20 protein-coding genes are annotated in these 24595 nt (G+C 44.4%); 18 read left to right on the top strand and 2 right to left on the bottom strand.

From position 1 onward, the window contains the following. Positions 1 to 54: 54 nt before the first annotated feature. From FDF36_RS03830 to FDF36_RS03845, 4 genes are all read left to right on the top strand, one after another. Positions 55 to 1092 carry a sensor histidine kinase gene (locus FDF36_RS03830; RefSeq protein WP_032530056.1) on the top strand — a complete coding sequence of 346 codons (1038 nt, stop codon included), beginning with the start codon at positions 55 to 57 and terminating at the stop codon, positions 1090 to 1092. Beyond that, positions 1085 to 1864, top strand: coding sequence for a LytR/AlgR family response regulator transcription factor (locus FDF36_RS03835; protein WP_022012618.1), 780 nt, complete (start codon positions 1085 to 1087; stop codon positions 1862 to 1864). The genes FDF36_RS03830 and FDF36_RS03835 overlap by 8 nt, the downstream gene beginning before the upstream one ends. A gap of 461 nt (positions 1865 to 2325) precedes the next feature. After that, positions 2326 to 3135 carry a diaminopimelate epimerase gene (gene dapF, locus FDF36_RS03840; protein WP_220390393.1) on the top strand — a complete coding sequence of 270 codons (810 nt, stop codon included), beginning with the start codon at positions 2326 to 2328 and terminating at the stop codon, positions 3133 to 3135. Between the two features lie 87 nt (positions 3136 to 3222). Beyond that, entirely contained in the window at positions 3223 to 4455 is a 1233-nt protein-coding gene (locus tag FDF36_RS03845; RefSeq protein ID WP_220390394.1) for an LL-diaminopimelate aminotransferase, read from the top strand. Positions 4456 to 4619: 164 nt separating this feature from the next. On the opposite strand, the gene FDF36_RS03850 is transcribed toward FDF36_RS03845, so the two are convergent. Then, the gene (locus FDF36_RS03850) at positions 4620 to 5186 is read right to left on the bottom strand and encodes an HdeD family acid-resistance protein (protein WP_220390395.1); all 567 of its coding nucleotides are present in this window, start codon (positions 5184 to 5186) and stop codon (positions 4620 to 4622) included. A gap of 170 nt (positions 5187 to 5356) precedes the next feature. Here FDF36_RS03850 and FDF36_RS03855 point away from each other — a divergent pair, with 170 nt between their 5' ends. Together FDF36_RS03855 and FDF36_RS03860 are read left to right on the top strand one after the other, a co-directional pair. Next, positions 5357 to 7423, top strand: coding sequence for an RNA degradosome polyphosphate kinase (locus FDF36_RS03855; protein ID WP_220390396.1), 2067 nt, complete (start codon positions 5357 to 5359; stop codon positions 7421 to 7423). Beyond that, positions 7420 to 8334, top strand: a complete 915-nt coding sequence (locus tag FDF36_RS03860) for a Ppx/GppA family phosphatase (RefSeq protein WP_220390397.1) — start codon at positions 7420 to 7422, stop codon at positions 8332 to 8334. The genes FDF36_RS03855 and FDF36_RS03860 overlap by 4 nt, the downstream gene beginning before the upstream one ends. 189 nt (positions 8335 to 8523) lie before the next feature. On the opposite strand, the gene FDF36_RS03865 is transcribed toward FDF36_RS03860, so the two are convergent. Then, positions 8524 to 9669, bottom strand: coding sequence for an iron-containing alcohol dehydrogenase (locus FDF36_RS03865; RefSeq protein ID WP_220390398.1), 1146 nt, complete (start codon positions 9667 to 9669; stop codon positions 8524 to 8526). A 1216-nt stretch (positions 9670 to 10885) separates the two neighbouring features. Here FDF36_RS03865 and trpB point away from each other — a divergent pair. The 12 genes from trpB (at position 10886) to FDF36_RS03925 (ending at position 24593) form a co-directional block, all read left to right on the top strand. Continuing rightward, positions 10886 to 12058: a tryptophan synthase subunit beta gene (trpB, locus tag FDF36_RS03870; RefSeq protein ID WP_005788278.1), complete on the top strand. Its 1173-nt coding sequence runs from the start codon at positions 10886 to 10888 to the stop codon at positions 12056 to 12058. 134 nt (positions 12059 to 12192) lie between these two features. After that, positions 12193 to 13599, top strand: a complete 1407-nt coding sequence (locus FDF36_RS03875; protein ID WP_220390399.1) for an anthranilate synthase component I family protein — start codon at positions 12193 to 12195, stop codon at positions 13597 to 13599. A 184-nt stretch (positions 13600 to 13783) separates the two neighbouring features. Further along, positions 13784 to 14389 (top strand): anthranilate synthase component II, encoded by a 606-nt coding sequence (locus FDF36_RS03880; RefSeq protein WP_005792933.1) that lies wholly within the window; start codon positions 13784 to 13786, stop codon positions 14387 to 14389. 46 nt (positions 14390 to 14435) lie between these two features. Beyond that, positions 14436 to 15431, top strand: a complete 996-nt coding sequence (gene trpD, locus FDF36_RS03885; RefSeq protein WP_005803789.1) for an anthranilate phosphoribosyltransferase — start codon at positions 14436 to 14438, stop codon at positions 15429 to 15431. A gap of 25 nt (positions 15432 to 15456) precedes the next feature. Beyond that, entirely contained in the window at positions 15457 to 16281 is an 825-nt protein-coding gene (trpC, locus tag FDF36_RS03890) for an indole-3-glycerol phosphate synthase TrpC (protein ID WP_220390400.1), read from the top strand. Positions 16282 to 16362: 81 nt separating this feature from the next. Beyond that, entirely contained in the window at positions 16363 to 16983 is a 621-nt protein-coding gene (locus tag FDF36_RS03895; RefSeq protein WP_017142166.1) for a phosphoribosylanthranilate isomerase, read from the top strand. A gap of 59 nt (positions 16984 to 17042) precedes the next feature. Beyond that, on the top strand, positions 17043 to 17813 hold the full coding sequence (gene trpA / locus FDF36_RS03900; RefSeq protein ID WP_220390401.1) for a tryptophan synthase subunit alpha: 771 nt from the start codon (positions 17043 to 17045) through the stop codon (positions 17811 to 17813). Positions 17814 to 18075: 262 nt separating this feature from the next. Continuing rightward, complete coding sequence (locus FDF36_RS03905; protein WP_220390402.1) at positions 18076 to 19122, top strand: asparaginase; 1047 nt, start codon at positions 18076 to 18078, stop codon at positions 19120 to 19122. A gap of 299 nt (positions 19123 to 19421) precedes the next feature. Then, positions 19422 to 21848 (top strand): LruC domain-containing protein, encoded by a 2427-nt coding sequence (locus FDF36_RS03910; RefSeq protein ID WP_220390403.1) that lies wholly within the window; start codon positions 19422 to 19424, stop codon positions 21846 to 21848. Between the two features lie 304 nt (positions 21849 to 22152). Beyond that, positions 22153 to 22518 (top strand): response regulator, encoded by a 366-nt coding sequence (locus FDF36_RS03915; RefSeq protein ID WP_220390404.1) that lies wholly within the window; start codon positions 22153 to 22155, stop codon positions 22516 to 22518. Continuing rightward, entirely contained in the window at positions 22519 to 23679 is a 1161-nt protein-coding gene (locus tag FDF36_RS03920) for a sugar transferase (protein WP_220390405.1), read from the top strand. A gap of 17 nt (positions 23680 to 23696) precedes the next feature. After that, positions 23697 to 24593: a glycosyltransferase family protein gene (locus FDF36_RS03925; RefSeq protein ID WP_220390406.1), complete on the top strand. Its 897-nt coding sequence runs from the start codon at positions 23697 to 23699 to the stop codon at positions 24591 to 24593. Positions 24594 to 24595: the final 2 nt, after the last annotated feature.

Genomic DNA, 24595 nt, shown 5'->3' on the forward strand with positions numbered 1-24595 from the left:
TCCTCTTGTTTTTTTTACTAAATTTGTAATATACACATAAAGTCTACAATCAATATGCGACAAAAATACAATCATTTGTTCAATGGCTTGCTATTCTCAGGGTTAGCATCTTTTTCATATCTGTTTCTCGTGCTGTACTCCGACTTGACTCCGAAGCATTTGGAAGTATTGATTTCTTTTAAGTCGTTCATATTGATACTTGCCGCTTTTAATCTGGTTGGTTTCGGAGTATTGATGATTCACAACTGGCAGAAGCGCAGTTTCCAGTTCCTGGTCAAACGTAAAGATCGATTAATTATTGACTGCATCCTTACTGCAATCATACTGTTTTTGATGAATTATCTAGTCTGGTCAATAGTAAAAGCCATATTTGAGGTTCCCGAACCTTTTATCCTAAAAGGCCGAGGATTAAGAATAATAGCCCTGGTCTGGTTAGTAGAAATGGTGATAACCAATCTAACTTTGACTATCAACTTCTACAGGCAATTGGTTCTTTTGCACGAAAAGGCAGAGCAATTTGAAGAAGCTTCCATAAAAGCCCAATACGTAGCCTTACAGAATCAACTGAATCCGCATTTTCTTTTCAACAGCCTCAATACGCTTATCTCCGAAATAGAATATTCTCCTCGAAACGCCGTTCTATTCACCCAGCGCTTGTCCGACGTATACCGGTATATATTACAAAGCCAGCAACAGCGCTTGGTTACTTTAAAATCGGAATTGTCTTTCATTGATTCCTACATCTTTCTTCATAAAGTTCGTTTAGGAGATTGTATCCGAATCGATAACAAGGTAGAGTTACACAATTACGATTTGAAGTTACCTTCGTTGGCCCTACAGTTATTAGTAGAAAACGTCATTAAACACAACATTATTAATATGGATTATCCGATGAAGATACTGATTGATTACGAACAACAAAGTGGTATGTTGGCGGTAACCAATGAAATTAGAGTAAAGCCCAATGTAGCTACTACGGGAATGGGGCTAAAGAATCTTTCAATCCGCTATCGCCTGATATGCGATAAGAATATCCTCATAGAAAGTAATACTAATTATTTCACCGTTAAAGTTCCCCTATTAAATGAATAAAATTACAGCTGTTATTATTGAAGACGAAATTCCGGCGGCCCGCCGATTGAATAAGATCATAAATGAAATACGTCCCGAATGGCAAGTCACGATATTGCCCGGCAGTGTAGAAAAAAGTGTAGAATGGTTTAATAAGAATCCACATCCGGATATTGTTTTTCTCGATATACAACTGACAGACGGCATTTCATTCACATTTATCGAACAAGCACGTCCGGAGAGCACTATCATCTTTACCACTGCATACGATGAATATGCTATTAGGGCTTTTGCCGTCAATAGCATTGACTATTTACTTAAACCGATAGACAGTGTCCGGCTGGAAGAAGCTATTGCCAAGTTCGAACATCTTACCACCAAATATCTGGTACAGGAGCAAAAGACAACCGATCTAATAGACATTTTACAAAACATAGCCAATCCGTGCAAAAAGTATCGCACCCGTTTTCTTATATCAGGCGAAGATAAACTTTTTACCCTGCAAGTTGAAGATATCGCCTATTTCTATTCTGAAAACAAAATAACTTTTGCCGTTACCAAGCAAAACAGGGAACATATTATCGATCTCTCTCTGGACAGGTTGATGGAACAACTCAATCCGGATATCTTTTTCCGAAGTAGCCGGCAGACAGTGATCAGTATTAACGCTATTGAGCGGATTGAATCGTATTTTCTGGGAAAAGCCATTTTACATGTAAAACCTCCTTTTAAAGATAAGATAATCGTCAGCCGTGATAAAATACCTCAGTTGAAACTTTGGTTAAACTACTAAAAGCATTACATATCTTAGACATTTGAAATTGTTTTATCTCCTCCATCATTGATATAGAGATTTAACTGTATCCAACTTCGGACTCAAATACATATTCTGATACAGTCCGGTTAGCCGCACACAAAAAGAAAGCATTTAAGAAGAAAGAGGTTTCATTCTGTCAGGATGGGGCCTCTTTCCTCTTTTATAAAGATGCCAAATTGATCTAAATCAATTCATCCATCCTATCCCAAAATCCTAAAAGAGACACAGAACAAAATCGCTTCATTACAGTTTATTTAAAATACGCAGCATTCTTATTTCAATTCAGAAGTAAAAACAGGCAGAAATATCACAAAGTGAAAGATTTCTTAAAATAAATAGATATAAGACATGCTTTTGATAGAAATACAAAACAAAAAGTCATATCTTTGCAATGTAAAAAGACAAAAAGATACAAAAATCAATTAATATAGATAAAAATGACAAGAACGTTTCAATTCACCAAGATGCATGGAACAGGGAACGATTACATCTATGTCAATACCCTCAGATTTCCAATCGCACACCCCGAAAAGATAGCCATCGAATGGAGCGCTTATCATACGGGGATCGGCAGTGACGGGCTCGTTTTGATCGGTCATTCGGACAAAGCGGATTTCAGCATGCGCATATTCAATGCCGACGGTTCGGAAGCAATGATGTGCGGCAACGCAAGCCGGTGCATCGGCAAGTATCTTTATGAATACGGACTGACCTCAAAAAACATCATCACCTTGGAAACCCTCTCGGGTATCAAAGTGCTGAAACTGCACCTTGAAGCCCAAACGGTAAAAGCCGTAACGGTTGATATGGGTGTACCACTGGAAACCGGAACAATAGATTTCGACAACAAATTTCCATTCGTCTCCACGCAAGTATCGATGGGGAATCCGCACCTCGTCACCTTCGTGGACGATATCCGGAGTATAGACCTTCCGGAGATCGGCCCGAAGCTGGAAAAACATCCGCTTTTCCCTGACCGTACGAACGTGGAGTTTGCACAGATAACAGGAGAAAACAAGATCCGTATGCGGGTGTGGGAAAGGGGATCGGGCATTACACAGGCCTGCGGGACAGGTGCCTGTGCGACAGCCGTAGCGGCCCATCTCACCGGACGGACGGGACGAACCGTAGATATCGTGATGGACGGAGGCACACTGACCATAGAGTGGGACGAAGCAACAGACCATGTATACATGACCGGACCGGCAGTTAAAGTATTCGACGGAACAATAGAACTAAGAGAATAGTTAATGGATTTCAGGTATCAGTCCTTTTGATAAGGTATAAAGATTTAGTTTTCAGGAATAACATTTCAAACTTAAAACAAGAACAATATGGCATTAGTAAACGAACATTTTTTGAAATTACCGGGAAGCTACTTGTTCTCGGATATAGCGAAGAAAGTCAATACTTTTAAAATAACACACCCGAAGCAGGATATCATCCGGCTGGGGATCGGCGATGTGACCCGTCCCCTTCCGAAGGCCTGCATCGAAGCCATGCACAAGGCAGTCGAAGAGATGACGTCTGTCGAAACTTTCCGAGGATATGGCCCCGAACAAGGATACGATTTCCTGATCGAAGCCATCATCAAGAACGATTATGCTCCGCGCGGCATCCATCTTTCGCCTACAGAAGTATTTGTCAATGACGGTGCCAAGAGCGATACGGGCAATATCGGAGACATCCTCCGTCACGATAACAGTGTAGGTGTCACAGATCCCATTTATCCGGTTTACATCGACAGCAACGTGATGTGCGGACGTGCCGGAGTGCTGGATACCCAAAGTGGCAAATGGAGTAACGTCACTTATATGCCTTGCACCGCCGAAAATCATTTCATCCCGGCCATTCCGGAGAAACGCATCGACATCGTCTACCTCTGTTATCCCAACAATCCGACCGGTACGACGCTGACAAAAGCGGAACTGAAGAAATGGGTGGATTACGCACTGGCTAATGATATCCTGATCTTGTTTGACGCAGCTTACGAGGCCTACATTCGGGAACCGGATATTCCCCACTCCATCTACGAAATAAAAGGGGCCAAGAAATGCGCCATCGAATTCCGCAGTTTCTCGAAAACAGCTGGTTTTACAGGAATACGTTGCGGATACACCGTCGTGCCGAAAGAGTTGACAGCAGCCACGCTCGAAGGAGAACGCATCCCTCTGAACCAGTTGTGGAACCGTCGGCAATGTACCAAATTCAACGGTACATCGTACATTACGCAACGTGCGGCAGAAGCAATCTACACTTCTGAGGGAAAAGAGCAGATACAGGAAACGATCAATTATTATATGACAAACGCCCGGATCATGAAGGAAGGGCTGGAGTCTACCGGTCTGAAAGTGTACGGAGGAGTGAATGCACCCTATTTATGGGTAAAGACACCGAACGGAATAAGCTCGTGGCGCTTCTTCGACCAGATGCTATACGAAGCCAACGTAGTAGGAACTCCGGGAGTCGGCTTCGGTCCCAGCGGAGAAGGTTACATCCGCCTGACGGCATTTGGCGAGCGGGATGATTGTATCGAAGCGATGCAACGCATCAAGAACCGGCTGTAGTTCTCCTCACTCTTCAACAGGATAAATGGCATGAATACGGCAGACAGTCATGTCACCACAGATTACACGGATTTTCACAGATTAATAATTTATTTCATTGAAAATCAGATTAAAGCATCTGTGTTAATCTGTGTAATCTGTGGTGAATACTTGCCCCATCTTTATTATTCGATAATCTCCGCATCCTCAATCTCTCCTTTCACCGGAGTTGTAGGACGACGACGGGCAAACTTGAACCAGTTGATCAGTTCGGAAACGGCATAAACCAAGCTGCTGACACCGATAATCATAAAGGCCGTGTTACGTGCTCCGGTAGGATTAAACAGGGCTACGATACCCGCTATCAGGATCAAGACCGGTATCACATAGAAACCTCCCGGAACGGGTGTCCAGCGACGTGCCATCGAAAGGGATGCAATCTGTTGTACGCCTCCCATAATCAGGATAAAGCCCAGCAGGAACATCAGTACATCGGCAAAGAACCCCGGCATCGTGACCAGCCAGAGTCCGAATAGCAGACTGCCCACTCCCTCGATGGGGAAACGGCGGGACACACCCGGTTCCGGCTTTGTTCCGAAATAGCCGATCAGCACAATAAATCCCGGAATCAGGAACAGGACGCCGATGGTTATGACAATATAGTTAATTGCCGCATCCGGCCAGAGTACCAGTACCAGACCGATGACAAGCGCACAAATAGTGCGGATAAGAGAATAATTCATTGATTTCATATCTTACATTTTTTTAACGGGATATCCCGCATACATTCTGCGAATATACGTGTTTCTGTCTACATATAAAAAGAACAAATGAATTTTGTAATAAGTTCATAGCAAGATTGTAATATCTATTACATCATGCAAGCGTACTTTTGCAGAAAAATAAGTAAACTCTTATCCGAATGAAATCAGACGAAGCGAAACGTAAAAAGCTTTATGTAGAACGGGACATCAGTTGGATGCATTTCAATCAACGCATCTTGCTTGAAGCTGCCCGCCCGGAAGTTCCGTTACTGGAACAACTTACCTTTCTGGGCATTTACTCTAACAATTTAGACGAGTTCTTCCGTGTTCGCGTAGCTACACTGAACCGCATTGTAGAGTACGACGACAAGAATATCCGTGAAGAGCGTGACACGGCCGCACGCACCTTGAAACAGATCGGAAAGCTGCACGATCAATACTACCGGCAGTTTGAAGAAACATTCGCTTCGATCATGGAGAAGTTAAAGCAAGAAAACATCCACATCATCAAAGATACCGAACTGACACCGGAACAGGAACACTTCATCACTTCACTCTACCGAAACCGGCTGAATGGGTCTACCAATCCGCTCTTTCTTACTAAAACGTCCCGTCATACGGACGACCAGACCGATGAAGACATCTACCTTGCCATCCGCTTGTTGCGCAAAGACAGTGAGGGAAAAGTGAAAATGAAAGATTATGCCGTCATCGAGCTTCCCACCGCCGAGTTCGGACGTTTCATCCGCCTGCCGGATTCGGACGGCAAAACCTATCTGATGTTTCTGGACGACGTTATCCGCTACTGCCTGCCGATGATCTTCATAGGCATGAATTATACGGACTATGAAGCTTACACCTTCAAGTTCACCAAAGATGCCGAAATGGAGATAGACAGTGATCTGCGTACAGGTGTGCTCCAAAAAATATCGAAGGGCATCAAAAGCCGGAAACGGGGCGAACCGATCCGTTTCGTCTATGACAAAGAGATGCCGAAAGATCTGCTGCGAAAACTGACCGACCGGCTCAACGTGGATAAAAACGACACCCGTGTAGCAGGCGGGCGCTATCATAACTTCAAAGACCTGATGAAGTTTCCCGACTGCGGACGGGCCGACCTGAAATATCCTGCCTGGCCTCCCGTCTTCAAACAGGAACTGAACGGGACGGAAAGCATCCTGAGACAGATCAGGAAACAGGACCGGTCGCTGCATTACCCCTATCAATCGTTCGATACCGTGATCCGTGTATTGCGCGAGGCAGCCATCAGCAAAGAAGTGAAAAGCATCAAGATGACTCTCTATCGCCTGGCCAAAGACTCGAAGGTAGTGAAAGCTCTGATCTGCGCCGCACAAAACGGAAAAAAAGTAACGGTTATCATCGAATTGCTCGCCCGTTTCGACGAAGCGTCCAACATCAGCTGGAGCAAACGCATGCAAGAGGCAGGAATCAAAGTGATATTCGGAGTGGAAGGTCTGAAAATCCACTCCAAGCTGGTACATATCGGAACACGGTTTGGCGACCTGGCCTGTATCAGCACCGGAAATTTTCATGAAGGAAACGCACGGATGTATACCGATTTCACCATCATGACAGCACATCGCTCCATTGTGAGGGAAGTAGACCGGGTATTCGACTTCATAGAGAAGCCCTACCTCCCGGTGAACTTCAAGGAGCTGCTCGTGTCGCCCAACGATATGCGCAAACGGCTGACAGCCCTGATCAACCAAGAAATCAAGAACAAGCGACAGGGAAAAGAGGCATACATCCTTGCCAAAGTGAACCATATTACCGACCGGATACTGATACAGAAACTCTACGAAGCTTCGACAGCCGGTGTACAAACAGACCTGGTGGTCCGGGGCAATTGCTCCCTGGTGACCGGCATCCCGGGAGTCAGCGACAACATCCGGATCAACGGCATCATCGACCGTTATCTGGAACATCCGCGCATCTTCATCTTCGCCAACGGAGGGGAAGAAAAATACTATATAGGATCGGCCGACTGGATGCCCCGCAATCTGGACAACCGCATCGAAGTGCTTACGCCTGTATACGACAAAGTGATACAAGCAGAACTGAAACGTGTGGTCTGCTACGGACTTCGCGACACAGCCAAAGGGCGAATCGTGGACGGAAGCGGTGAGAACAAGACCTGGGAAAACAGCGATGCACCTTTCCGCTCACAGGAAGAATTATACAAATACTATAAAGAATCAGAATGAAAAAGGTAAACTATGCCGCCATCGACATTGGCTCCAATGCCGTGCGGCTACTGATAAAGAGTGTAAATGAAGAGGGTTCGCCCGAGGGTTTGTTGAGAAAAGTCCAACTGATACGCATTCCCCTCCGGCTGGGCGAGGACGCTTTCACCACCGGAGAAATATCAGAAGGGAAAGCAGAAAAACTGATCCGGCTGATGAAAGCCTACAAGCAGCTGATGAAAATATTCGAAGTTTCGGATTACCGTGCCTGCGCCACATCTGCCATGCGCGATGCACGCAACGGAAAAGAAATCACGCGCAAGATAGAAAAGAAAACCGGCATCCGAGTCGAAATCATCGACGGTCAGGAAGAAGCGCATATCGTCTACGATAACCACATCGAACAGCTTTTTGCTTCGGGCCAGAATTATCTGTATGTCGATGTCGGCGGCGGCAGCACAGAAATCAATCTGATCTGTGACTCCGAACTCAAAAGTTCACGCTCCTACAACATCGGAACCGTGCGCATGCTCAGCGGCATGGTGAAAAACGAAGAAAAAGAGCAAATGCGAACCGACCTCCAGGCATTGGCTGCCGAATATGCTCCCATACAGATTATAGGATCGGGAGGCAATATCAATAAGCTTTTCCGGCTGGCGGACAAAAAGGATAAGAAACAGTCTTTCCTCCCGATTGAATCGTTGAAGGAAATCTGCGAAACCTTGAAAGCGCTATCAAAAGAAGAACGGATCAAGCAGTTCAAACTGAAACCCGACCGGGCGGATGTAATTGTTCCGGCAACGGAAATTTTTCTGGAAGTGGCAAAACAAGTAAATGCAACGGGGATCACAGTCCCGACAATCGGACTGTCGGACGGTATCATCGACAGCCTCTATACCAAGAATATGCGCATGGAAACGGACGCTAAATAAAACGGGTCACCACAGATTACACAGATTAACACAGATTATTTATCGTGTTGATTCATGGTATAAAAGAATCTATGCAAATGTGAGCTATGATTCACCACAGATTACACGGATTTTCACAGATTAATAATTTATATTCATCGGGAATTAAATAATCTGTGTTAATCTGTGTAATCTGTGGTGAATACAAACCTATAGCGAACTCTTCAGTATTTCCTTTGCAACCGCTCCGGTGACATCTTCATTCTCGCCATATCTCACGCCACGTTCATTGAAGCGGCGTTCTATTTCGTCAATTGTTTCCATGCCGATGCCCTCTTCACTTAAGCGGGTGGTCAATCCCAGTGAACGGAAAAATTCTTCGGTGCGGCGGATAGCTTCATCGATGCGTTCGTCACGGCTTCCGGACGTAATGCCCAGCACCCTCTCTCCATATTGCAGAATCTTGTCACCTTTTGCTTTACGGAGCACACGCAACGTACCGGGGAAGACAATGACAAGTGTGTGTCCGTGAGTCAAACCATGCAGCGCAGTCAGTTCATGCCCGATCATGTGTGTAGCCCAATCCTGAGATACCCCCATGGCGATAAAGCCGTTCAGTGCCATAGTGGCCGACAGCATAAAATCGGACATCAACTGATAATCGTGCTGATTCTCACGGATCTTGGGAGCTATTTCCATCAAGGTCTGCAAAATGCCTTCCGCCCAACGGTCCATTACCCGGCTCTGTCCCGGAGTAGTCATATATTGCTCCATCACATGCACAAACGTATCGGCAATTCCACAAGCCACCTGATGGGGCGGCAAAGTAAACGTCACTTCCGGATCGAGGATAGAGAACAGAGGATAATTGGAATAGAAAGGATATTTTTCTTTGGTTTCATGTCGCGAAATCACGGCTCCGCTATTCATCTCCGATCCTGTGGCAGGCAGGGTAAGAACAGTGGCAAGAGGGACGGTGTGGGTCACCGGATGCCCGGCAAGTACCAGATCCCAGGCGTCGCCGTCATACAGCAGTCCGGCGGAAATCAGCTTGGTGCCATCAATGACCGATCCTCCTCCTACTGCAAGCAGATAGTCCACCTTTTCCTCCTTTCCGAGAGCGATGGCCTTACGCAAGGTCTCGATGGAAGGGTTGGGTTCAATTCCCCAAAACTCTACCGTGAAATGATTCTTCAGTGCTTCCTTCACCTGGTCATATACACCATTCTTTTTCACACTGCCACCACCGAAGGTAATCATCACCCGTTTGTCCGCCGGTATTTCTTCACCCAAGCGACCGATCATCCCGCGTCCCATGATTAGTTTTACGGGATTCTGAAAAATAAAATTATCCATAGGTTATTACTTTATATCGTCATTTGTACAGAATTCAATCTGATACAAAAATAATCGCTTCTTTCCAGAAAACAAAAAGATTCGCAAAGTATTCCATACCGAAAAAAGACTTAAGTGTTTCCCGCAAAAGACTTAAACGTTTTTTGAAAACGCTTAAACGTTTCACCGGAAAGACTTAAGTGTTTAGTATGAAAGATTCAAGTCTTTAGTTTACAGGTAGCCAGGCATTGATATCTTCGGCTACAAAAAGCCAGTAAAGCAGCAATAGGATGAATATGACAACGGCAATCGCAATTAAAACTTTTCTTTGTTTCATAATGTTGGTTTCTGTTTTTAAATAAATTATATCTGAGAAACAATATAAATAACAAAATGTTTAAAAAATACTTCTATTTTGAGCATTCACCAATTCTTTCTTACACTCAATGTACATATAATATACATCGGTTGGGTCCAAGGGTCCAAGGTCCATTCTATGGGATGCCATCCTTGAAAGATAAAAAGGAATTTCTATATATAATATTAAAAATCAAATAATTGCATATTAACATTTTTAATAGTAGTGGACACAAAAAGAGATAATACACAACTCTAAAACATACATAAATAACACACATATAGAATATAATATATTTTACATTATCTCCAAAATGCGCTAAAGAGCAAAAGATTTTTAGAAAGTACTTTTTAACAACAAACACAAGATTTTCCCACAGGATGGGCATCCCATAGAATGGACCTTGGACCTTTGGACCCTAATTTAGAGTTAAGCAAACCCATAATCTTCTGATAATAAAAAAGTTAATAATCATACAACAGCAACAAAGCAATACAGCTTCAGCAGAATCAGGAACCACTCCCAGTGAGCATCCGATAATCAAAAATATGTACATCAGGTATTTGAGAAATCATAAATAGATTCCCGCCAAAACAAAAAATTGAAAGGAGGGCAATAAAAAAAAGAAAGATTTTATTTGTTATTCCAAACAAAGTATCTATATTTGCCCCCGTTAAATAACAATTAGCAATGATGACAATGCAAGTAAATACATATTGGTGGTGGCGCCCGTTACAACTCCGACAGTCGTAAGGGAGCAGTGCTCGTATGTATATACCTCATTAAAGATATAACAGAATTTAGAAAGAGCCCTGTCGCAACCTGCGACGGGGCTCTTTTTTTTAACCCCAAATACAAATAACGAATAAATATAGGATTATGAAAAGTTTTTTAGTTGACCAGGATGGCTATTACGGGGAATTTGGAGGTGCTTATGTACCGGAAATCCTCCACAAGTGTGTAGAAGAGTTGCAGAATACTTATCTCGACGTAATAGAGAGCGAGGACTTCAAGAAAGAGTTCGACCAGTTGCTGCGTGACTACGTAGGACGCCCTTCCCCACTCTATCCGGCCCGCCGCCTGTCAGAGAAGTACGGTTGCAAGATGTATCTGAAACGGGAAGACCTGAATCACACGGGTGCCCATAAAATCAATAACACCATCGGACAAATTCTACTGGCAAGACGCATGGGTAAGAAACGTATCATTGCGGAGACCGGTGCCGGACAGCACGGGGTGGCAACAGCCACGGTCTGTGCCCTGATGAACATGGAGTGTATCGTATACATGGGCAAAACGGATGTAGAACGCCAGCACATCAATGTAGAAAAAATGAAAATGCTGGGAGCGACAGTCGTTCCGGTCACTTCGGGCAACATGACTCTGAAAGATGCCACGAACGAAGCCATCCGCGACTGGTGCTGCCACCCCTCGGATACGTATTACATCATCGGTTCTACCGTAGGGCCGCACCCGTATCCGGACATGGTGGCCCGTTTGCAGTCGGTCATCAGCGAAGAGATAAAAAAACAACTTCAGGAGAAAGAAGGACGTGACTATCCGGACTATCTGATTGCCTGCGTGGGCGGAGGAAGCAACGCTGCCGGAACCATCTATCATTATATCGACGACGAACGGGTACGGATCGTATTGGCCGAAGCCGGCGGCAAGGGAATTGAAACCGGGATGACGGCAGCTACCATCCAACTCGGAAAAATGGGGATCATTCATGGGGCACGTACATTTGTGATCCAAAACGAAGACGGACAGATTGAGGAACCTTATTCCATCTCCGCCGGACTGGACTATCCCGGTATCGGCCCGATGCACGCCAACCTGGCAGACAAAAAACGGGCAATGGTACTGGCTGTCAATGATGACGAAGCCATCCGTGCCGCTTACGAGTTGACCCGGCTGGAAGGAATCATTCCTGCCCTGGAATCGGCCCACGCATTGGGAGCCCTGGAAAAAATAACTTTCAAGCCGGAGGATGTAGTCGTACTGACGGTATCGGGACGGGGAGATAAAGATATAGAAACTTATCTGGGATGAATCGTTTCACCACAGATTACACAGATTAACACAGATTTTTAAACTCTCGTTTGTGGAATATCAAAAAAAACTCTCTGTGAAACTCGGTGTTACTCTGTGGTGAATCCAAAATCAAATTAAAAAGAAATGAAATTATGAATGCCTTCAATTATACCACCCATAGCAAGCAAGTCCTGGGCGACCTGCACACTCCGGTAAGCATTTACCTCAAAGTACGTGATATGTATCCGCAATCCGCATTAATGGAAAGCTCGGACTACCATGCCGGAGAAAACTCTCTCTCGTTCATCGCCCTCTGCCCATTGGCAAGCATCGGCATCAACAGCGGAATCGTAACCACCACTTACCCCGACAATACCCGCCGGGAAGAACCGCTCAGCAAATCGTTCCGGGTAGAAAATGCGCTCAACCGCTTTATCAACCGGTTCCATGTGGAGGGAGACGACAAGAAATTCTGCGGGCTATACGGCTACACCACATTCAATGCCGTGAAGTATTTTGAACACATCCCCGTGAAAGAAAGTCATGACGAGCAGAATGACGCTCCCGACTTACTATACATATTATATAAGTATATCATCGTCTTCAATCACTTTAAGAATGAACTCACTCTGGTAGAGATGCTGGCTGAAGGAGAAGAAAGCAATTTGTCACAACTGGAATCGGCCATTGAAAACCGTAACTACGCTTCGTACAATTTCTCTGTGACCGGCCCTGTCACCAGCACCATCACCGACGAAGAGCACAAGGCAAACGTACGCAAAGGCATCGCCCATTGCCTGCGGGGAGATGTCTTCCAGATTGTGCTTTCCAGACGGTTTATCCAGCCTTATGCCGGTGACGACTTCAAAGTGTATCGTGCTTTGCGAAGCATCAACCCCTCTCCCTACCTGTTCTATTTCGATTTCGGCGGCTACCGCATCTTCGGCTCGTCACCCGAAACGCATTGCAAAGTGGAAAGCGGACAGGCGTATATCGACCCGATTGCCGGCACCACACGCCGCACGGGAGACACCATCAAAGACAAGGAACTGACGGAAGCTCTTTTGGCTGATCCGAAAGAAAACGCAGAACATGTAATGCTGGTGGACCTGGCACGCAATGATCTCAGCCGGAATTGCCACGACGTACGGGTAGTATTCTACAAAGAACCCCAATACTACAGCCATGTCATCCACCTGGTGAGCCGTGTCGGCGGTGCCCTGAACAACGGAGCAAATCCGCTCAAGACCTTTATCGACACTTTCCCTGCCGGAACCCTGAGCGGTGCGCCCAAGGTACGTGCCATGCAGCTTATCAGCGAAATAGAGCCCCACAACCGCGGAGCCTACGGAGGCTGTATCGGCTTCATCGGCCTGAACGGAGAATTGAACCAGGCGATAACGATCCGCACTTTCGTAAGCCGCAACAACGAATTGTGGTTCCAGGCCGGAGGCGGTATCGTGGCACGCAGTCAAGACGAATACGAACTGCAAGAAGTCAATAATAAACTGGGGGCCCTGAAAAAGGCAATAGACCTGGCCGTAAAACTAAAAAACTGAAAGGCATTCACCACAGAGGACACAGAGGACACAGAGATTAATTAGCTGCGCTCCATCTGTTTTCAGATAAAAGAACCTAAGAACCCATAAAGAATTATTTGTTCTTTTGTTCTAATGTCCAAAAAAACTCTGTGCACCCTGTGTCCTCTGTGGTGAACCCAAATTCTAAAACAATTTCAAAACAATGAACAACGAGATAAATACCCTTAACAGACAGAAAGGAGCGATTCTCCTTCTGGACAATTATGACTCTTTCACCTATAACCTGCTGCATGTGGTAAAAGAACAGGGAGTGACCGACATTGAAGTATTCCGCAATGACGAGATAACACTGGACGAGGTGGAGCGTTTCGATAAGATCATCCTCTCGCCGGGACCGGGCATACCGGAAGAAGCCGGACTGTTACTGCCCATCATCCGGAAATATGCGGCAACCAAAAGTATCCTGGGAGTTTGTCTGGGCCATCAGGCCATCGGCGAAGCATTCGGAGCCACACTCGAAAATCTGACGGAAGTATATCACGGGGTTCAGACTCCGGTCAGCATATTGAAAGAAGATATCCTCTTCAGGGGATTGGGACGTGAAATTCCCGTAGGACGCTATCACTCCTGGGTGGTGAGCCGCAAGGATTTCCCCGGATGCCTGGAGATCACGGCCGAAAGCCGGGAGGGACAAATCATGGCATTACGACACCGGACGTACGACGTACATGGCATTCAGTTTCATCCCGAATCGGTGCTGACTCCACAGGGCAAAGAGATAATCAAGAACTTCTTAAATAACCGATAAGCGCGCCTTATGACCGCGCCTGCGTAACATTGAAAAAACAAACTTTATGAAACAGATTCTATACAAATTATTCGAACATCAATATCTGGGTCGCGACGAAGCCCGCACCATATTGCAGAACATTGCGCAAGGCAAATACAATGATGCACAGGTGGCCTCGCTGATCACCGTCTTCCTGATGCGTAACATCTCGGTAGAGGAACTTTGCGGATTTCGTGACGCACTGCTTGAAATGCGGGTCCCGGTAGATTTGAGTGAATTTGCCCCAATAGACATTGTGGGAACCGGAGGGGACGGCAAGAATACCTTCAACATCTCCACCGCGGCTTGCTTCACAGTAGCCGGTGCCGGATTTCCGGTAGTCAAACATGGGAATTACGGTGCCACTTCCGTCAGCGGAGCCAGCAACGTGATGGAACAGCACGGAGTAAAGTTCACCGACCATACAGACCGCCTTCGCCGCTCGATGGAGAAGTGTAACATCGCTTATCTGCATGCACCTCTGTTCAACCCGGCTCTGAAAGCGGTGGCACCGATACGCAAAGCATTGGCCGTACGCACGTTCTTCAATATGCTGGGCCCGTTGGTAAACCCTGTCATCCCCACCTATCAACTGCTCGGAGTATACAACCTCCCGCTGCTCCGCCTGTATACCTATACCTATCAGGAAAGCGCTACCCGCTTTGCGGTAGTGCATAGCCTGGACGGATATGACGAAATCTCTCTGACCGACGAATTTAAAGTGGCGACTTGTGGAAACGAGAAAATCTACACTCCGGAGAGCCTGGGCTTCAACCGCTGTCGGGAATCCGAACTCGACGGTGGAAATACCCCGGAAGATGCCGCAAGAATATTTGACGCCGTAATGGAGGGAACAGCCACCGAAGCACAGAAGAATGTGGTGATCGTTAATGCGGCCTTTGCCATCCGGGTGATTTGTCCGGAGAAACCGATAGAAGAATGTATCGCCCTGGCACGGGAATCACTGGAAAGCGGCAAGGCACGGGAGACTTTAAAGAAATTTGTCGAACTAAACGGATAGAAAAGCTATCACCCATCAAAGAAACATGAAAGATATATTATCTGAAATCATTGCCAATAAACGTTTTGAGATCGACATGCAGAAACAGGCCATCCCATCGGAACAGCTTCAGGAGAAGTTATCTGACGAGGTACAGCCGGGCTACTCCATGAAGCAGGCACTGGCCTCTTCGGCTACCGGCATCATTGCCGAGTTCAAGCGCCGGTCTCCGTCCAAAGGCTGGATCTATGAAAATGCATGTCCGGAACAAGTCGTGCCGGACTATGTAGCCGCCGGTACTTCGGCGCTTTCTATACTCACGGATGAAAAATTCTTCGGAGGAAGCCTGAAGGATATTCGCACAGCACGCCCTTTGGTGAATATCCCGATCCTGCGCAAAGATTTTATAATCGACGAATATCAACTGTTCCAGGCCAAAATTGTGGGAGCCGACGCTATATTGCTGATAGCCGCCGCACTGGAGACCGATCAATGTCATGCGCTTGCCGCAAAAGCCCATGAATTGGGACTGGAAGTCTTGCTCGAAATCCATACTGCCGAAGAACTGCCATTTATAAATAAGGAGATAGACATGGTAGGCATCAATAACCGCAACCTGGGCACTTTCTTCACAGATGTGGAAAACTCTTTCCGGTTAGCCGGACAGTTGCCTCAGGATGCGCTGTTGGTATCGGAAAGCGGCATATCGGATCCGGAAACAGTGAAACGCCTGCGTAAAGCCGGGTTCCGGGGATTTCTGATCGGAGAAACGTTTATGAAAACCCAACAGCCCGGACAGAAATTAAAAGAATTTATAAACGACCTGAATTCACCACAGATTACACAGATTAACACAGATACTTTAATCTAATTCTCAATGAAATAAATTATTAATCTGTGAAAATCCGTGTAATCCGTGGTGGAATCAAAACCATTCAATAAAGAGCTCAAAATGATGAACGACAAATTAATAAAAGTCTGCGGGATGCGCGAAGCTGAAAACATTCGGGAGGTAGAGCAACTAAAGGTGGACATGATAGGCTTCATCTTCTATCCGAAATCTCCCCGTTGCCTCTACGAACTTCCTGCCTACATGCCGGTTAAAGCAAAGCGTGTCGGTGTCTTTGTCAACGAAGACAAAAAGGAGATCGAAATATTTGCCGACCGTTTCAGCCTGGATTATATCCAGCTGCATGGCAATGAATCGCCGGAATACTGTCATTCGCTCCGGGCTACCGGACTGCGGCTGATCAAAGCGTTCTCCATTGCCCGAAGAAAAGACTTTGAAAACATCGGAACTTACGAAGAGTCCTGCGACTATTTCCTGTTCGACACCAAATGCGAACAACATGGCGGTTCAGGAAATCAGTTCGACTGGAACATGCTAAACAGCTATAAAGGGAAAAAGCCTTTTCTGCTTAGTGGAGGCATCAATCCATACAGTCCGCCAACACTGAAAGAGTTGCGCCATCCACAACTGGCAGGCTTCGATCTGAACAGCCGTTTCGAAACAAAACCGGGATTGAAAGATGTGGAAAGACTCAGGCACTTTCTGGAGGAACTGAGAAAATAACCCGCATCTGCACCAACCCTATATTCACATAAGACAGTAACAGATAAAAATAAAAGTATATGAACAGAATAAACCAACTTTTCGACAGCAATCCTAAGGATTTGCTATCCATCTATTTTTGTGCCGGCTATCCTACTCTCGAAGGAACAACCGAAGTAATCCGTGCCCTTGAAAAACATGGAGTGAACATGATTGAAATCGGTATTCCTTTCAGCGATCCGATGGCTGACGGTATGGTTATTCAGAATGCCGCCACACAGGCCCTCCGCAACGGAATGTCACTCAGACTGTTGTTTGAACAACTGCACGACATCCGTCGGGATGTAAAAATCCCATTAATCCTGATGGGATATCTCAACCCGATCATGCAATTCGGCTTTGATAACTTCTGCCGGCAATGCGCCGAATGCGGCATTGACGGAGTCATCATTCCCGACCTTCCTTTCAAAGACTATCAGGAACACTTCCGCACCATTGCAGAGCGGTATGACGTGAAGGTAATCATGCTTATCACCCCTGAAACAAGTGAAGAACGCGTACGCGAGATTGATGAACACACCGACGGATTCATTTATATGGTTTCATCGGCTGCCACCACAGGAGCTCAACAAGACTTTGACGGGCAAAAACGTGCTTACTTTAAAAAGATCGAAAAAATGAATCTTCGCAATCCCCGGATGGTCGGTTTCGGTATCAGCAACGAGGCTACCTTCCGTGCCGCTTGCGAAAATGCCTCGGGAGCCATCATCGGCAGCCGTTTTGTCACTCTGCTCCATGAAGAGAAGAACCCGGAGAAAGCAATCACACGCTTAGTGAACGAAATAAAATAATGGGGATGTGTCAAAACCCACACAGAGTAACACAGAGGTGATTTTAAGTTGTTGATTATTAACAAAAAGACTCTGTGATACTCTGTGATACTCCGTGGTGAAAAGAGTTATGATACATCCTCGAAACCGGTATCATTCACCACACCTTCCTCACCGTTTATCATCGAAAACTGTTTGTCATTGAAAGTTTATTGTTTATCATTCGCCATTCATCATTTAAAATTGTTATCTTTGTCGGGAAAACAGCAAAAATGACGCAGATATGAAAGCAGATTACCCCTCCGTACTACTTATTTATACGGGTGGAACTATCGGAATGATAGAAAACCCGGAAACCGGTGCTCTGGAAAATTTCAATTTCGACCATCTACTAAAACACGTACCCGAACTAAAAAGATTCAATTATCGTATCTCTTCTTACCAATTTGATCCCCCCATCGACTCCTCGGATATGGAACCGGCATTTTGGGCCAAACTGGTTGAAATAATAAACTACAACTACGATTCTTTTGACGGCTTTGTGATCCTGCACGGCACCGACACAATGGCCTACACGGCTTCTGCTCTCAGTTTCATGCTCGAGAATCTGAGTAAACCCGTCATCCTGACCGGCTCTCAACTCCCGATCGGCACCCTGCGTACGGATGGCAAAGAAAACCTGATTACAGCTATTGAAATTGCGGCAGCCAAGAATCCGGACGGTACCGCCATCGTTCCCGAAGTCTGTATCTTTTTTGAAAACCACCTGATGCGTGGCAATCGCACGACTAAAATCAATGCTGAAAACTTTAATGCTTTCCGCTCGTTCAACTACCCACCACTGGCACGGGTAGGCATACATATTAAATATGAACCCAACCTGATTCGCAAACCGGATCTGACCAAGTCTCTAAAACCCCACTACCTGTTCGATACGAACGTAGTCATTCTGACACTCTTCCCCGGAATCCAGGAAGGAATCGTATCCGCACTGCTCCATGTGCCGGAACTAAAGGCAGTGGTATTAAAAACATTCGGCTCAGGCAATGCACCCCAGAAAGAGTGGTTTATCAGAGAACTGAAAGACGCTACCGACCGGGGTATCATTATCGTCAATATCACCCAATGCGCTTCCGGTGCCGTCGAAATGGAACGCTACGGAACAGGAATTCAATTACTACAGGCAGGGGTCATCAGCGGTTATGACAGCACACCGGAATGTGCGGTTACTAAATTAATGTTCCTTTTAGGGCATGGACTTGACAATAAAGAGATCAGGTATAAAATGAATTCTTGCCTGATCGGTGAAATAACCAAAAGGGGCGAATAAACAATCCCATACACTGATATAGAAAAAGGTATCTGAAAGATTAATGCACATCTTATTCAGATACCTTTTGTCGAAAAACAACCACTTAAACCCGCAACTTAATTCTCTATCGTCCCCCTCAAACACAAAGTATCCTCCCTCTCCACCAAGCATCTCAGGTACCTTTGTTACCACCGGATCATCCTATTCATAAAAAACATTAATTACGTTATAATAAGTTATATTTCAAACAATACAGATCGATTAATAGTTGTATATTTGTGTTGCAAATTTGCAAATACTGAACAAAACAAACAAGTATGAAAACAACAATTAACAAACTATTTTTCGCATCGTCAATAATCCTATCGACGGCGTGCATTACAGCTTGCGTTGATGATAACAAAGATCTCTATGACCCTTCTTATCAAACTCCCAACCCCATGGAGGATATCAGTGCTCCGGCGGGGTTCGACTGGGCATCTACAAATTCCATCAAATTTAGTGTGGAAGTCGATGACGAGTTTGACGGACAGTATTATTATACCGTAGAAATATTAGATAAAAATCCGCTTGAAGCAACAGCAGAGTATCCCTACAATACTTTAGCCAAAGGAGTTGCCAAGAAAGGAGAAGCTTATCAGACCGAAGTAGTGTCTTCCAAGGATATAAAGTATCTTTATGTCCGTCAGACTGACCCACGTGGCAGGGACCAGATAAAACAAGTGGAAATCAGCGAATCAACTTCCCATGTTCAATGCTCTTTTACAGGTACGTCTGCCATCAAAACGAGAGCTTTGGTAGCCACCAGAGGAAATAACGGAGGAATTGACATTCCTAAAAGAGCAGAACAAAGCTATGACACCAATGGAGCTATCCCGATAACAAGTTCTTCCCAAGTTTTGGAAGGAGGGAAAGCCTATATTGTAACCGGAAAATTCCAAGGAAAATTTAAAGATACCTCTCTCAGCAACTCCAACAGAGCGACTGTCTATATACAAGGAAACTGGGAACCGGCACAAGCCATTACCCAAAACTACCTGGATATTATTGTTCTAAAGGGTGGAACGATTGAGGGAACAGACCTGAAACTACAGAATGCAAGTAATTTAACGATCCAATCCGGAGCCAAGATTAAGATAGCTAAATTGGAAGGTAATACGCAAAGTACGATCTGTAATTTCGGTGAAATAGAAGTGGATAATCTACTATTAAATTCTTTTGATCTCCTCTATAATGGGAATAAAGTAGATGTTAAACACAATATAGATGCCTCTAAAGGAGGAAGTATTCATAATTTCGGAGAATTAGATGTAGAAAAAGAAATAAAATTGAATACTTCTTCAATTGTATACAATGCTGCCGGAAGTGAGTTGGAAGCGGAGAAATATACAGCAGCTGGAAGTAAGAACGTGAACTTCGGAGAAATGGAATTCGATACATATGATAGCGGTGAAGCGGGAGGTTCCCTATATAATAACTGCATGCTCTTTGTAGAACATATGAAAGCAGGAGGCATTATTTATCTGGATCATGGAGTCATAGCAGAAGAAAAAGAAGATGACAAAAATAAGGATTATTTTGAAGAAGCTGATGATATATACTTTTATGACAACGCCAAATTGACGTTGGCCAATAGTTCTATGATAAAAGCAGAAAAAATAACCATTAACTCCGGTTTTTCAGCTATAGGCGAAGGAGATGAAGCTTCTCTATTGAAAGTGACCGATAAATTGCAGATCGATAACTGGTCAAATAAGTTTAGTGGTAAACTTTATATCAGCGGTAAAATCAGTTGTTCCCATAAAGACATGTATCAAGCGGGAAGTGAGGTGATCTTTTCAAGCAAACCTGATATCATCATAACCGGCTGCAATGGAAAAACGGAACTGCCAGATCCTGCTCCGGAACCTTCTGATCCGGACTTCCCGATTATTGTGGATGACAATCATAATTATACATACCTGTTCGAAGACCAGTGGCCCCTGTATGGAGACTACGACATGAATGATATCGTTCTGGAAATAAAACAAAGGAAGATAAGCATAGACAAATGGAATAAGATCACAGAACTCGACCTGACGATTGAGTTAACTGCTGTCGGTGCCCAGAAAGCAATTGCAGCCGCCATCATGTTCGACGAAATTCCGGCATCTGCCATCACGCAGCCTGTTACTTACGCAAACAACTATCGTCCGATATCATTCGACCTTACTGATAAGAATATAGAGAAAGGCCAGGACTATGCGGTAGTTCCCCTGTTTGACAATGCACATGCACTGATGGAGCGTCCGGCAGGTTCGTTCGTCAATACAGTTTCCGGTAGTGACAATAACCAAAAAGACTCCAAGATCATCAACTTTACACTCAGATTCGATCAGGCGTCGGCACCAAGCAGCGATGCACTCAATATAAACAAACTGAATCTCTTCATCATCACTGACAGAGGCAGCAAACGAAAAGAGATCCACGTAGCCGGATATCAGCCAACCAAACTGGCAAATACTGAACTGTTCGGAGGCAACAATGATGCATCTTCCGTAAACGGGAAGAAATATTATATCAGCAAAGATAATCTGGCATGGGGCATCATAGTTCCTACCCAATTTAAATGGCCGTTAGAATATACAAAGATTCAAAATGCATATAAACAGTTTGCCGGATGGGTAACCAGCGGTGGAGTGAATAACACAAAGTGGTGGAACGATTTTGATAATACCAAAGTGTTCCAGACCAATAAAAATTAGAACAGACTATTGAACAGAAGGCTGTGTCAAAACTCACCACAGGAGGACACAGAGTAACACAGAGGTAATTTTAAGTTGTTGATTATTAGCAAAAAGACTCTGTGCCACTCTGTGTTCTCTGTGGTGAAAATAGTTTTGACCCAGCCTCTTTTCGTGTCTAAAAGAGAGTCTTCAGATAAAAACACTTCTTTTAGAGAACATTGTTACAAAAATATTATATATATTTGCAGTACTGAGTAAATACTCTATTTTACACTTAAACAAACAACAAAGCAAACAACATATAACCACACTTAATCACATTATGAGAAAGAAGATATTACTTGTTGACGATAAAGAGACGATTGCTAAAGTTGCGTCAATCTATTTAGGCAAAGATTACGATTTTCAGTATGTACAAAATCCGATAAAAGCAATTGAATGGTTAAATGAAGGTAATTTACCGGACCTGATAATATCAGACATACGAATGCCGGAGATGAGAGGTGACGAGTTCCTGCATTACCTGAAACATAATGAGTTATTCAATGACATTCCAGTCATTATGCTCTCCAGTGAAGAAAGTACGACCGAAAGAATCAGGTTATTGGAAGAAGGAGCCGAAGACTATATCCTGAAACCCTTCAATCCCATGGAACTAAAAATACGTGTTAGAAAAATCATAGAATAAATGCCACATCTCATTTATATTGGGAGACACACTGCTACCATCGAACATTTCTCTAAGATAGCTGAAGGTGCGTTTTATGCTATTCAAAACAGCAAGAAAGCGAGCGAATTTATTGATAAGATACGTGAAAAGTATGATATAGCGATCCTTTTCGAACAACGGGTTGTATCAAAAGATATTCCTGAAATCCAGTATCTGAGAAAGAAATACCCGGGTGTATACATCGTCCTTGTCACAGAAGGGATCAATAAAGAAGACAGACCCGTCTATCTGAAAGCCGGTATCAACAATTCAATGTCGTTTGATTCCACTTCCGAAGCATTTAAAAACATGTCGGAGTTTATGATGCGACGGAAACAGCAAAAGATTAACGATATCAACGAAAAAAGATCGAATTTACAGACTTTCAGACTTCCTTTATGGAAAAGATTATTTGATATAGCTTTCTCGTCAATAGCCATACTCTGTTTATCCCCAATATTATTAATCACAGCGTTAGCCATCCGAATAGAGAGTAAGGGTGCCGTAGTATACAAATCCAAGCGGGTAGGAAGCAACTACAAAATATTCGATTTCCTGAAATTCCGTTCCATGTATACCGATGCGGACAAACATCTGAAAGACTTCAACCAACTTAACCAATATCAGTCCGAAGAGGAGCAGAATCTGACGGAAGAAGAACTGCTTATCAGCGATGATATGGAACTGAATGAGGAAGATATCATGCTAATTTCAGATGATTTCGTCATATCCGAACAAAGTTATACAAATAAAAAGTCCGTAGAAAAGAAAAATGCGTTCGTTAAACTGGAGAATGATCCCCGCATCACCAAAGTGGGACGCATCATCCGTAAGTACAGCATCGACGAACTGCCACAACTTATCAATATCCTGAAAGGAGATATGTCTATCGTGGGTAATCGCCCTCTACCGCTTTACGAAGCCGAACTGCTGACAAGCGATGAATATATCGACCGTTTTATGGGACCGGCAGGACTAACCGGGCTTTGGCAAGTAGAAAAACGCGGAAGCAGTGGAAAGTTGTCTGCCGATGAACGTAAACAACTGGACATTAAATATGCCAAAACGTTTTCTTTCTTACTCGACATGGAGATTATCCTAAGGACCTTCACCGCGTTTATACAAAAAGAAAACGTATAACCGTACGATATCAGATCATGGATACTTTTATTCAAACAACAGATTTCATCTTATTTCTATGCTTCAGTCTGATGACTGTTTATCTGGGAGTTTTGGCAATAGCTGCTTCTCTAAGAAACAACGCTCCATATCCCCAAGCAGGAAAAAGACATAGATTCGCCATTCTGGTTCCCCCGGGTAACACTTCCCTCCTCTCACCCCATTATCCGGAAGAGTTATATCAAATATTCACTTATGAAAATCTGACAGAAGCTATAGCCGCACTGAATGAAAATGATTTCGATGGTGTAGTCGTCCTGGGAGAAACCACCCGGATAGAACCTACCTTCCTGGAAGAAATCAACAGAGCTTTCGATGCCGGCATTCAAGCCATTCAACTCCGGCACATCACAGAAAACCGTTCGACCCGCAAACAATACTTTCAGGCTCTGAACGAAGAAATCATTCAGGCCCTGTTCGGGAAAGGGGTAACCCGCCTGGGGATATCATCAGCTTTATACGGTGCGGACATGGTATTGGATCTGAAATGGCTGAAAAAGAATCAAAAGAGCCGCAAGAGTAATCTGGAAAGAAGATTAGTCCGGCAAGGTGTTTTCGTAGAATATCTGGAGAAAGTGAAAGTTTATAGCAGCGACATACGTATCCCACGCTATAAAGTAAGATTTTCCAAAGCGCTCCGCGCACTTCCGGAAGCAATACTCACTGCCCATTGGGATTATTGCAATAAGATACTCAGGTGGATTCTTCCTTCTTGGAAAACGATTTTAATTATTATCGTGCTTATTGCAACACTATTGCTTTGCTACGATTGGAGCCTGTCTTTGAAGTGGTGGAGCTTACTTTATATACTGATATTCATCATCTGTCTGGCTATCCCGGATTATCTGGTACGACAAAAAACAAAAAATAATTAACT

Source organism: Bacteroides fragilis (assembly GCF_019583405.1).
Lineage (GTDB): Bacteria > Bacteroidota > Bacteroidia > Bacteroidales > Bacteroidaceae > Bacteroides > Bacteroides fragilis_B.

Bases quoted from the DNA above. Each gene is read 5' to 3' on its own strand.
- FDF36_RS03830 (WP_032530056.1), top strand. From the start codon at position 55: ATGCGACAAAAATACAATCATTTGTTCAATGGCTTGCTATTCTCAGGG.
- FDF36_RS03835 (WP_022012618.1), top strand. From the start codon at position 1,085: ATGAATAAAATTACAGCTGTTATTATTGAAGACGAAATTCCGGCGGCC.
- dapF (WP_220390393.1), top strand. From the start codon at position 2,326: ATGACAAGAACGTTTCAATTCACCAAGATGCATGGAACAGGGAACGAT.
- FDF36_RS03845 (WP_220390394.1), top strand. From the start codon at position 3,223: ATGGCATTAGTAAACGAACATTTTTTGAAATTACCGGGAAGCTACTTG.
- FDF36_RS03850 (WP_220390395.1), bottom strand. From the start codon at position 5,186: ATGAAATCAATGAATTATTCTCTTATCCGCACTATTTGTGCGCTTGTC.
- FDF36_RS03855 (WP_220390396.1), top strand. From the start codon at position 5,357: ATGAAATCAGACGAAGCGAAACGTAAAAAGCTTTATGTAGAACGGGAC.
- FDF36_RS03860 (WP_220390397.1), top strand. From the start codon at position 7,420: ATGAAAAAGGTAAACTATGCCGCCATCGACATTGGCTCCAATGCCGTG.
- FDF36_RS03865 (WP_220390398.1), bottom strand. From the start codon at position 9,669: ATGGATAATTTTATTTTTCAGAATCCCGTAAAACTAATCATGGGACGC.
- trpB (WP_005788278.1), top strand. From the start codon at position 10,886: ATGAAAAGTTTTTTAGTTGACCAGGATGGCTATTACGGGGAATTTGGA.
- FDF36_RS03875 (WP_220390399.1), top strand. From the start codon at position 12,193: ATGAATGCCTTCAATTATACCACCCATAGCAAGCAAGTCCTGGGCGAC.
- FDF36_RS03880 (WP_005792933.1), top strand. From the start codon at position 13,784: ATGAACAACGAGATAAATACCCTTAACAGACAGAAAGGAGCGATTCTC.
- trpD (WP_005803789.1), top strand. From the start codon at position 14,436: ATGAAACAGATTCTATACAAATTATTCGAACATCAATATCTGGGTCGC.
- trpC (WP_220390400.1), top strand. From the start codon at position 15,457: ATGAAAGATATATTATCTGAAATCATTGCCAATAAACGTTTTGAGATC.
- FDF36_RS03895 (WP_017142166.1), top strand. From the start codon at position 16,363: ATGATGAACGACAAATTAATAAAAGTCTGCGGGATGCGCGAAGCTGAA.
- trpA (WP_220390401.1), top strand. From the start codon at position 17,043: ATGAACAGAATAAACCAACTTTTCGACAGCAATCCTAAGGATTTGCTA.
- FDF36_RS03905 (WP_220390402.1), top strand. From the start codon at position 18,076: ATGAAAGCAGATTACCCCTCCGTACTACTTATTTATACGGGTGGAACT.
- FDF36_RS03910 (WP_220390403.1), top strand. From the start codon at position 19,422: ATGAAAACAACAATTAACAAACTATTTTTCGCATCGTCAATAATCCTA.
- FDF36_RS03915 (WP_220390404.1), top strand. From the start codon at position 22,153: ATGAGAAAGAAGATATTACTTGTTGACGATAAAGAGACGATTGCTAAA.
- FDF36_RS03920 (WP_220390405.1), top strand. From the start codon at position 22,519: ATGCCACATCTCATTTATATTGGGAGACACACTGCTACCATCGAACAT.
- FDF36_RS03925 (WP_220390406.1), top strand. From the start codon at position 23,697: ATGGATACTTTTATTCAAACAACAGATTTCATCTTATTTCTATGCTTC.